The sequence below is a fragment of the Mesorhizobium sp. M4A.F.Ca.ET.050.02.1.1 genome, from assembly GCF_003997725.1.
Classification (GTDB): Bacteria; Pseudomonadota; Alphaproteobacteria; order Rhizobiales; family Rhizobiaceae; genus Mesorhizobium.
On sequence record NZ_RZSG01000202.1, the window covers coordinates 1 to 8,537 of the forward strand.

At 65.1% G+C, this 8,537-nt stretch carries 7 protein-coding genes and 1 pseudogene; 4 read left to right on the forward strand and 4 right to left on the reverse strand.

Annotated elements, in window-relative coordinates; genetic code table 11:
* Positions 1–491, reverse strand: a pseudogene (locus tag EOA33_RS15570) (glucose-6-phosphate isomerase); the annotation flags it as partial.
* A 418-nt stretch (positions 492–909) separates the two neighbouring features.
* On the opposite strand from EOA33_RS15570, the gene EOA33_RS15575 reads away from it, so the two are divergent.
* Together EOA33_RS15575 and EOA33_RS15580 are read left to right on the forward strand one after the other, a co-directional pair.
* Complete coding sequence (locus tag EOA33_RS15575; RefSeq protein WP_127399970.1) at positions 910–2,403, forward strand: PLP-dependent aminotransferase family protein; 1,494 nt, start codon at positions 910–912, stop codon at positions 2,401–2,403.
* 217 nt (positions 2,404–2,620) lie between these two features.
* On the forward strand, positions 2,621–4,210 hold the full coding sequence (locus EOA33_RS15580; protein WP_127406005.1) for a trimethylamine methyltransferase family protein: 1,590 nt from the start codon (positions 2,621–2,623) through the stop codon (positions 4,208–4,210).
* Positions 4,211–4,225: 15 nt separating this feature from the next.
* Here the strand turns inward: EOA33_RS15580 and EOA33_RS15585 are convergent, their stop codons facing one another.
* Positions 4,226–4,624 carry a hypothetical protein gene (locus EOA33_RS15585; protein WP_127406006.1) on the reverse strand — a complete coding sequence of 133 codons (399 nt, stop codon included), beginning with the start codon at positions 4,622–4,624 and terminating at the stop codon, positions 4,226–4,228.
* 166 nt (positions 4,625–4,790) lie between these two features.
* Here EOA33_RS15585 and EOA33_RS15590 point away from each other — a divergent pair, with 166 nt between their 5' ends.
* Positions 4,791–5,210, forward strand: coding sequence for a GFA family protein (locus EOA33_RS15590; protein WP_127406007.1), 420 nt, complete (start codon positions 4,791–4,793; stop codon positions 5,208–5,210).
* A gap of 88 nt (positions 5,211–5,298) precedes the next feature.
* On the opposite strand, the gene EOA33_RS15595 is transcribed toward EOA33_RS15590, so the two are convergent.
* On the reverse strand, positions 5,299–7,104 hold the full coding sequence (locus EOA33_RS15595) for an IlvD/Edd family dehydratase (protein ID WP_127406008.1): 1,806 nt from the start codon (positions 7,102–7,104) through the stop codon (positions 5,299–5,301).
* A gap of 149 nt (positions 7,105–7,253) precedes the next feature.
* On the opposite strand from EOA33_RS15595, the gene EOA33_RS15600 reads away from it, so the two are divergent.
* Entirely contained in the window at positions 7,254–7,703 is a 450-nt protein-coding gene (locus EOA33_RS15600) for a carbon monoxide dehydrogenase subunit G (RefSeq protein WP_126056752.1), read from the forward strand.
* Between the two features lie 16 nt (positions 7,704–7,719).
* Here EOA33_RS15600 and EOA33_RS15605 read toward each other — a convergent pair.
* Positions 7,720–8,537 (reverse strand): Mrp/NBP35 family ATP-binding protein (locus EOA33_RS15605; RefSeq protein WP_145989157.1); only part of this gene is annotated, 818 nt, incomplete at its 5' end.

Consider the following 8,537-nt stretch of genomic DNA (forward strand, 5'->3'; position numbering starts at 1 on the left):
TCGTGGATATGGTCGCCGTCGATGTTGGCGACATAGTGCGCGCGCGGGCCATCGTGGTAGGGCGCCAGCGCCAGCGTCGCCATCACCGGGCCAAGGTCGGAACCGCCAATGCCGATGTTGACGACGTCGGTGATCTTCTTGCCGGTGGCGCCGGCCGCCTTGCCGGAGCGGATGGCATCGGCGAAGGCGCCCATGGCGTCGAGAACGGCGAGAACCTCGGCCTTGGTATCCTGGCCATCGACCACGACGCCCTTGCCGGCCAGGTTGCGAAGCGCGGTGTGCAGCACGGCGCGGCCTTCGGTGATATTGATCTTCCTGCCTTCGAACATGGCGGCGCGGCGACCCGCCAGATCAGCGGCTCCGGCGAGCTTCTCCAGCATCGCCATCGTGTCGGCGTCGACCGCGCATTTGGACCAGTCAAGCAGGAGATCGCCGTCGGTGGCGGAAAACGTCGCGAAGCGTTTGGGATCAGCCGCGAAAGCTTCACGCATGGTGCCTTTGGCCGCCGCGCGATGCTCGCGCAAGGCGACGACTTGCTTGTCGAAGGTTGATTGATCCAATGCGGGCTCCTGGCGGGTTTTTGAACCTATGTTAACAGGCCGGATGTTTCCGGCGCATGTCGTCGCGACATTCTATCGAGCCGATTCCATTTCATTCAAGGGCGGCATTGCCGCACTGCATCACGCTTTGATGAGGCCTTGGATACCCGGCGACGGAGGATGCGACGACGCTGCGCGTTGCTCACCAACAGGTAGGCCGCGACGCTGCGACGACGCTGCGCGTCGCGCAATGGATCACTGGCATAAATCCCAGCGATCAGAAAAATTGATTGGCGCAACCCCTTGTGCCACCCCTACACTCGACTGGTCCAGCCAAGCACAAAAAGCTGGCCATCGAGGAAACCCTTCCATGCCACAGCGCAACGACACGGCCATATGGTCCGGCCTGTTCCGGATTTCGGCTGAATCCGGCCAGACCCTGCAGGCGCAGATCCGCCAGGCGATCGTCGCCGCCATTCTGGACCGGCAGATCGCCGCTTCCATGCCGCTTCCGTCCTGCCGCATCCTGGCCGAGAAACTGGGCGTCGCCCGCGGCACCGTGGTGCTCGCCTTCCAGCAACTGGTCGACCAGGGATTTCTGGTGGCGCGCGAGCGGCGCGGCCATTTCGTCAATCCGGAAGTGCTCGCCACCCCCGCCAAGCCGCACCAGAAGGCGCCCGACCAGCAGAACGAGATCGACTGGAAGGCGCGCCGGCAGATCGCCGCCAGCGACATGCCGCCGCCAGCCAAGCACGACAACTGGATCAAGTCCTCTTACCCGTTCGTCTATGGCCAATTCGACCCGGCGCTGTTCCCGACCGCCGAGTGGCGCGAATGCAACCGCATGGCGCTCGCGGTGCTGGAGATCCGCAACTGGGCTTCCGACATGGTCGACCGCGACGATCCGCTCCTGATCGAGCAGATCCAGGCCCGACTTCTGCCGCGGCGCGGCATCTTCGCCAATCCGGACGAGATCATCGTCACGCTCGGCGCCCAGAACGCGCTCTATATGCTCGCCTCGCTGCTGATGACCAAAGGCTCGAAAGTGGCGATGGAGGATCCCGGCTATCCGGATGCCCGCTCGATCTTCCGCCTTGCGGGCGCCGACATCCAGCCGGTCCCGGTCGACCAGTCCGGCATCGTGACCTCCTCGATACCGCAGGATTCCGGCTTCGTCTTCGTCACGCCCAGCCACCACTGCCCGACCATGGTGCCGCTGTCGGCGGAACGGCGCCAGGACCTCTTGGCGCGGGCCAACCGTCACAACCAGATCATCATCGAAGACGGCTATGACAGCCAACTGCTGGACGAAGCGCCGCAGCAGGCGCTGAAGAGCCTCGACCGTTCCGGCCGCGTCATCTATGTCGGCTCGATGTCGAAGACGCTGGCTCCGGGCTTGCGGCTTGGCTACATCGTCGCCTCGGCCGGACTGATCGCCGAGCTCAGGGCGCTGCGCCGCTTCATGCTCAGGCACCCGCCGGCCAACAACCAGCGGGCGGTGGCGCTGTTCCTGTCGCTCGGCCATCACGAGGCGCTGGTGCGGCGTCTGTCCAGCGCCTTCGACGAGCGGCGCAAGCGTCTGGTCCATGCGATTTCCGCTTTCCTGCCGGAGTGGCGCTCGACCGACTCCGCCGGTGGCACCTCGCTCTGGCTCGAAGGACCGCGCGGCACCGACTCGCGGGGCCTCGCCGAGGCGGCCGCCTCGCGCAGCGTCATCATCGAGCCCGGCGACCGTTTCTTCGACCGCTCGGAAAAACCGTCGCGTTTCATGCGCTTGGGCATTTCCTCGATCGCGCTGCAACACATCGAGCCCGGCATACGGGAACTCGCGACGGCCGCCGGCCGCAGACCCGCCGCGGCCTGATCGACCTGCCGAATTCAACAGAGAGCCGGCCCAAGCCGGCTCTTTTGCTTTGACACGACCCTCGATCGTTTTAGCATCCTGGCATATTCGACGGGACTGGCTGGCTCATAGGCTGCACCAATGCCGGCGGCATAGTCGAGCCACAAAGGGGACGAAGCAGGGCCGATGGTGGACCAACCGCCGCGTCCCGCCTCGCAGCTAAAGGTGGAGTGCTTCCATGTCAGTGGCTCTTGAGAAGCAGGATGCGCCGGCGGACCAGCGTTCGCGGCGATCCGGCGGGCGCGAAGCGCGCCGCGCGATGCGGGCGGCACCGCTTGCCGACGACATCAGACCGGTGCGGCCGGGCCTCGAAGGCGGCAGCTATGGACCGCTCAGCGAAAACGACCGCGAGCGCATCCACGAGGCGGTGCTGACGCTGCTGGAGACGGTCGGCTTCGCCAACGCCATACCCTCCTGCATCGAGGCGCTGACGAGGATTGGCGCGACCTATGGCGACGACGGCCGCGTCCGCCTGCCGCGGGCGCTCGTCCTCGAAACGATCAAGAACGCGGCGCGTCATTTCACGCTGCACGGCCAGGACCCCAAGCACGACATGGTGATCCAGGGCAGACGCGTGCACTACGGCACGGCGGGCGCGGCCGTGCATCTGGTCGACGTCGAGAAGCGCGAATACCGCGAATCGCTGCTGCAGGACATCTACGACGCCGCCCGCCTGGTCGACGGTCTCGACAACATCCATTTCTTCCAGCGCACCATGGTGCCGCGCGACATTCCCGATCCGCTCGAGATGGATTTCAACACGCTCTACGCCTGCGTGATGGGAACCTCCAAGCATGTCGGCACCTCGTTCACCGTGCGCGAGAACGTCAAGCCGGCGCTGGAGATGCTCTATGCGATCGCCGGCGGCGAGGAGAATTTCCGCGCGCGCCCCTTCGTGTCGAACTCGAACTGTTTCGTGGTGCCGCCGATGAAGTTCGCCGAGGACGCCTGTGGCGTGCTCGAGGCCTGTGTCGAAGGCGGCATTCCGATCCTGCTTCTGTCGGCCGGCCAGGCCGGCGCAACGGCGCCGGCGGCGATTGCCGGGGCGGTGGTGCAGGCAGTCGCGGAAGTGCTGATGGGCCTGGTCTATGTCAACGCCATCAAGCCCGGCCATCCGGCGATCTTCGGCACCTGGCCGTTCGTCTCCGACCTTCGGACCGGCGCCATGTCCGGCGGCTCGGCCGAGCAGGCGGTGCTGACCGCCGCCTGCGCGCAGATGGCGCAATTCTACGACCTGCCGGGCGGCTCGGCTGCCGGCATGACGGATTCGAAACTGCCCGACATCCAGTCCGGCTACGAGAAGGGCATCACCAATGTGATGGCCGGCCTTTCCGGCCTCAACCTGGTCTATGAGTCGGCCGGCATGCATGCCTCGCTGCTCGGCTTCTGCCTGGAAAGCCTGATCATCGACAACGACATGCTCGGCCACTGCCTGCGCTGCGTGCGCGGCATCGAGGTGACCGACGAAGCACTGTCGATCGACACCATCGCCGATGTCTGCCTGAAGGGCCCCGGCCACTATCTCGGCAACGAGCAGACGCTGAAGCTGATGCAGACCGAATATTTCTATCCGGCCATCGGCGACCGCTTCTCGCCCAAGGAATGGAACGAGAAGGGCCGGCCCGACATTCTGCAGAGGGCGATCGCCGAGAAGAAACGCGTGCTTGCCGAGCGCTTCCCGCGCCACGTGCCGAAAACGGTCGACGACAAATTGCGCGCCCGCTTCGGCGAGATGATCAAGCTGCCGCGCGGCGGCATGGGCGGCTAGGCTGGGTCGAGCAGCCTACTCCGCGCTTAGGCCGAAGCGCTCGACCACCTCGGCGCTGATCAGCTTGGCATGCAGCGCCATCAGCACGATCTGCGCATCGAGGCTGTCGCCGGTCTCGAGCGCTTCCTCGATGCGGCGCTCCGCGTCCAGCCTGCGCTCGCGGCCGTTGGCCTGTTCGAACGTCTCGGGACCGGCAACGCAATAGCCGAACAGTTGCGCGAGCGAGGCGTAGGCCTGCGCCGGCGGCTCGTCTGGCCAGTGATCCTTCATCAGATTGACGATGGTGAGCTTGACCCCCTCCGGCACAAGGGCGGGATGGAGGTCGGCGCCGCGCAAGGCGGCATCGAGCATCCTCAGATCGCCCGAGCGGCCGAACATGCCGAGGAAGCCTAGGGAAGAGCGCCGTTTGGTCATGGATGGTCCTGTCCGTTTGCCAGCATATGGCATCTCGCGCGCCGTTTTGCACAAGAGGACGTATTGCCCAGAGGAGCCAGGCGCCTATCTGGCGGGGCAATGGCCACAATCTGATCTGGTTTCGCGGTGGCCACAGAGGACCAGAACAAATTCTGCGAGGAGCGCCATGAAGAAGACCTATCACGGCAGTTGCCATTGCGGCGCGGTGCACTTCGAGGCCGATCTCGACCTCGCCGAGGGCATCCGCAAATGCAATTGCAGCTTCTGCTGGAAACTGGGCTACCGCAAATCCTTCACCGCCTACCAGGCGCTCAGGGTGACGGAAGGCGGTGACCGGATGCGGGACTACAAGGCAAGCCCGTCCAACTGGCCGGAAGGCGATATCAACCACTATATGTGCCCGAACTGCGGCGCGAATGTCTTCTCGCGCGGCTATCTCGATTTCATGGGCGGGAATTTCTGGGCTGTGAACGTCGCCTGCCTGGACGACGTCAGCGAGGAGGAACTCGCTTCCGCACCGATCATCTACGAGGACGGTAAACGCAACAGGCAGGACCAGGCGCCGGAGATCACCAGTTACCTGTAAGCGCAGCCGGACAGCAGCCCTAGGTCAGCAAAAACGGCGGCTTGATCCACGATCAAGCCGCCGTTCGCGCGAGCGAGGTTGCCGGCGCTCAGTGGTTGTCGCGGGGCACACCCCTGGTGTGCGCGACATCCTGGTACTTCACTGCCGGCTTCAGCACCATGCCGGCGTCAAACTGGTCGACGATGCCGCGCTGGATCTCCTGCCACGGCGTCTGGTGCTGGGGATAGTGGAAGCCGCCATTGCCCTGCAGTGCTGCGCGCCGCCTGGCGATCTCCTCGTCGCTGACAAGGATGTTGGCCGACCCCTTCTTCAGGTCGATGCGGACGCGGTCGCCGCTCTTGAGCAGCGCCAAGCCGCCGCCTATCGCCGCCTCCGGCGAAGCGTTGAGGATCGAGGGCGAGCCCGACGTGCCCGACTGGCGGCCGTCGCCGATGCAGGCCAGCGAATGGATGCCCTTCTTGATGAGGTAGGCCGGCGGCTGCATGTTGACCACCTCGGCGCCGCCCGGATAGCCGACCGGCCCGGCGCCGCGCATGAACAGGATGGTGTGCTCGTCGATGCCTTGCGCCGGATCGTCGATGCGGGCGTGGTAGTCTTCCGGCCCGTCGAAGACCATGGCGTTGCCTTCGAACGCCTCGGGATCGTTCGGATTGGACAGGTAGCGCTGGCGGAATTCCGGCGAGATGCCGCTGGTCTTCATGATCGCCGAATCGAACAGATTGCCCTTGAGGTTGATGAAGCCGGCATTGGCCTTCAGCGGCTTGTCGACGCTGTGGATGACTTCCAGGTTTTCGTTGGCGGCATCGCGGCAATTGTCGCCGATCGACTTGCCGTTGGCGGTGACCGCGTCGGGATGCGGCAAAAGCCCGCCCTTCAGCAGTTCGGCGACGACTGCCGGAACGCCGCCGGCGTGATGATAGTCCTCGCCGAGGTATTCGCCCGTCGGCTGCAGATTGACGATGAGCGGCACATTGAGGCCGACCTTCTGCCAGTCGTCATTGTCGAGCGGCACGCCGAGATGGCGGGCGATGGCGTTGAGGTGGATCGGCGCGTTGGTCGAGCCGCCGATGGCCGAGTTGACGACGATGGCGTTCTCGAACGCCTGGCGCGTCATGATGTCGGACGGCTTCAGGTCCTCATGCACCATGTCGACGATGCGCTTGCCGGTCTCGTAGGCGATCTGGCCGCGCTCGCGATAGGGCGCGGGAATGGCGGCCGAGCCCGGCAGCTGCATGCCGAGCGCCTCGGCCAGCGAGTTCATGGTGGTGGCGGTGCCCATGGTGTTGCAGTAGCCGGTCGACGGCGCCGAGGAGGCGACGATGTCCATGAACTCGTCATAGTTGATCTCGCCGGCCGACAGCCGCTGGCGCGACTCCCAGACGATGGTGCCGGAGCCGGTGCGCTTGCCCTTGTGCCAGCCATTCAGCATCGGGCCGACCGACAGCGCGATGGCCGGGATGTTGACGGTGGCGGCGGCCATCAGCAGCGCCGGCGTTGTCTTGTCGCAGCCGATGGTCAGCACGACGCCGTCTAGCGGATAGCCGTAGAGCACTTCGACAAGGCCGAGATAGGCAAGGTTGCGGTCGAGCGCGGCGGTCGGGCGCTTGCCGGTCTCCTGGATCGGATGGCATGGGAACTCGAAGGGGATGCCGCCCATCGAGACGATGCCCTCGCGCACGCGCTTGGCAAGCTCGAGATGATGCCGGTTGCAGGGTGACAGATCCGAGCCGGTCTGGGCGATGCCGATCAGCGGCTTGCCTGACATGAGTTCGGCGCGCGTCAGCCCGTAGTTCAGGTAGCGCTCGAGATAGAGCGCCGTCATGCCCGGATTGTCGGGATTGTCGAACCACTCCTGCGAGCGAAATTTTTTCTTCTTGGTGGGGGCGCCGGCCATCGTGGTCTCCGTATTTGTATGACAAATCGATATGACAATGCGCGGATGCAGGCAAGGGGCACGCGCCATCCGAACCCGCACTTTGGTGCGATAGACATAAGTCTGCCCCTGCGCTAGGGCTTCCGGGCAGTCTTTCCGGGAGGTTCTTGATGGCTTTGGTGATCGAAGGCGAGGAACGGATTGCCGCACCCCTGCAAAAAGTATGGGAAGCGCTGAACGACCCGGACATTCTGAGGGGCAGCATCCCCGGCTGCCAGAGCCTGGAAAAGAAATCCGACACCGAAATGGCGGCAACCGTCGTGCTGAAGATCGGGCCGATCAAGGCGACATTCAACGGCGAGGTCGTGCTCAAGAACCTCAAGCCTCCGCATTCCTACACCATCCAGGGCGAAGGCAAGGGCGGCATTGCCGGCTTCGCCAAGGGCGGCGCCGACGTGACGCTGACCGCCGACAGCGCGGACACGACGGTGCTCAAATACGCGGCCAAGGCCGATGTCGGCGGCAAGATCGCCCAGCTCGGCAGCCGCCTGATCGAATCGACGTCGAAGAAGCTCGCCGGGCAGTTCTTCTCGACGTTCGGCGAGAAGGTCGGCGGCTGACCCTCGCGCCGAGGGATCACTCGAACACGATCGAGGGCACCGCGGCTTCCGCCGCGCCACGCTCCTCGTTGACCCTGTCCCAGACCTTTGCCGCAATGTCGCGGTAGATCTTCGCCTCGGCGCCTTCCGGCTTCGAGACCACCACCGGCGCGCCGGCATCCGAGCTTTCGCGAATGCCCATTTCCAGCGGCACCTCGCCGAGGAAGGTGACGCTCAGCCGCTCGGCCTCGCGCCGCGCCCCGCCATGGCCGAAGATGTCGTAGCGCTTGCCGGTGTCGGGGGCGAGGAAGTAGCTCATGTTCTCGACGATGCCGAGCAGCGGCACGTTGACCTTCCTGAACATGTTGAGACCCTTGCGGGCGTCGATCAAAGCGAGGTCCTGCGGCGTCGAGACGATGACGGCGCCGGCGAGCGGCACCTGCTGCGCCATGGTGAGCTGGGCGTCGCCGGTACCGGGCGGCATGTCGACGACCAGCACGTCAAGCGGGCCCCATTCGACCTCGCGCAGCATCTGCGTCAGCGCCGACATCACCATCGGGCCGCGCCAGATCATGGGCGTCTCCTCATCGACGAGGAAGCCCATCGACATCACCTTCAGGCCGTAATTCTGCATCGGCTTCAGGATCTTGCCGTCGACGGTCTGCGGCCGGCCATGGATGTTGAGCAGCCTCGGCATGGACGGCCCATAAATATCGGCATCGAGAACGCCGACCTTCAGGCCGTTGGCGGCAAGCCCAAGCGCCAGGTTGACCGCGGTCGTCGACTTGCCGACGCCGCCCTTGCCGGAGGCCACCGCGATGATCGCCTCGATGCCGGCATCGCACAGCCACGGCA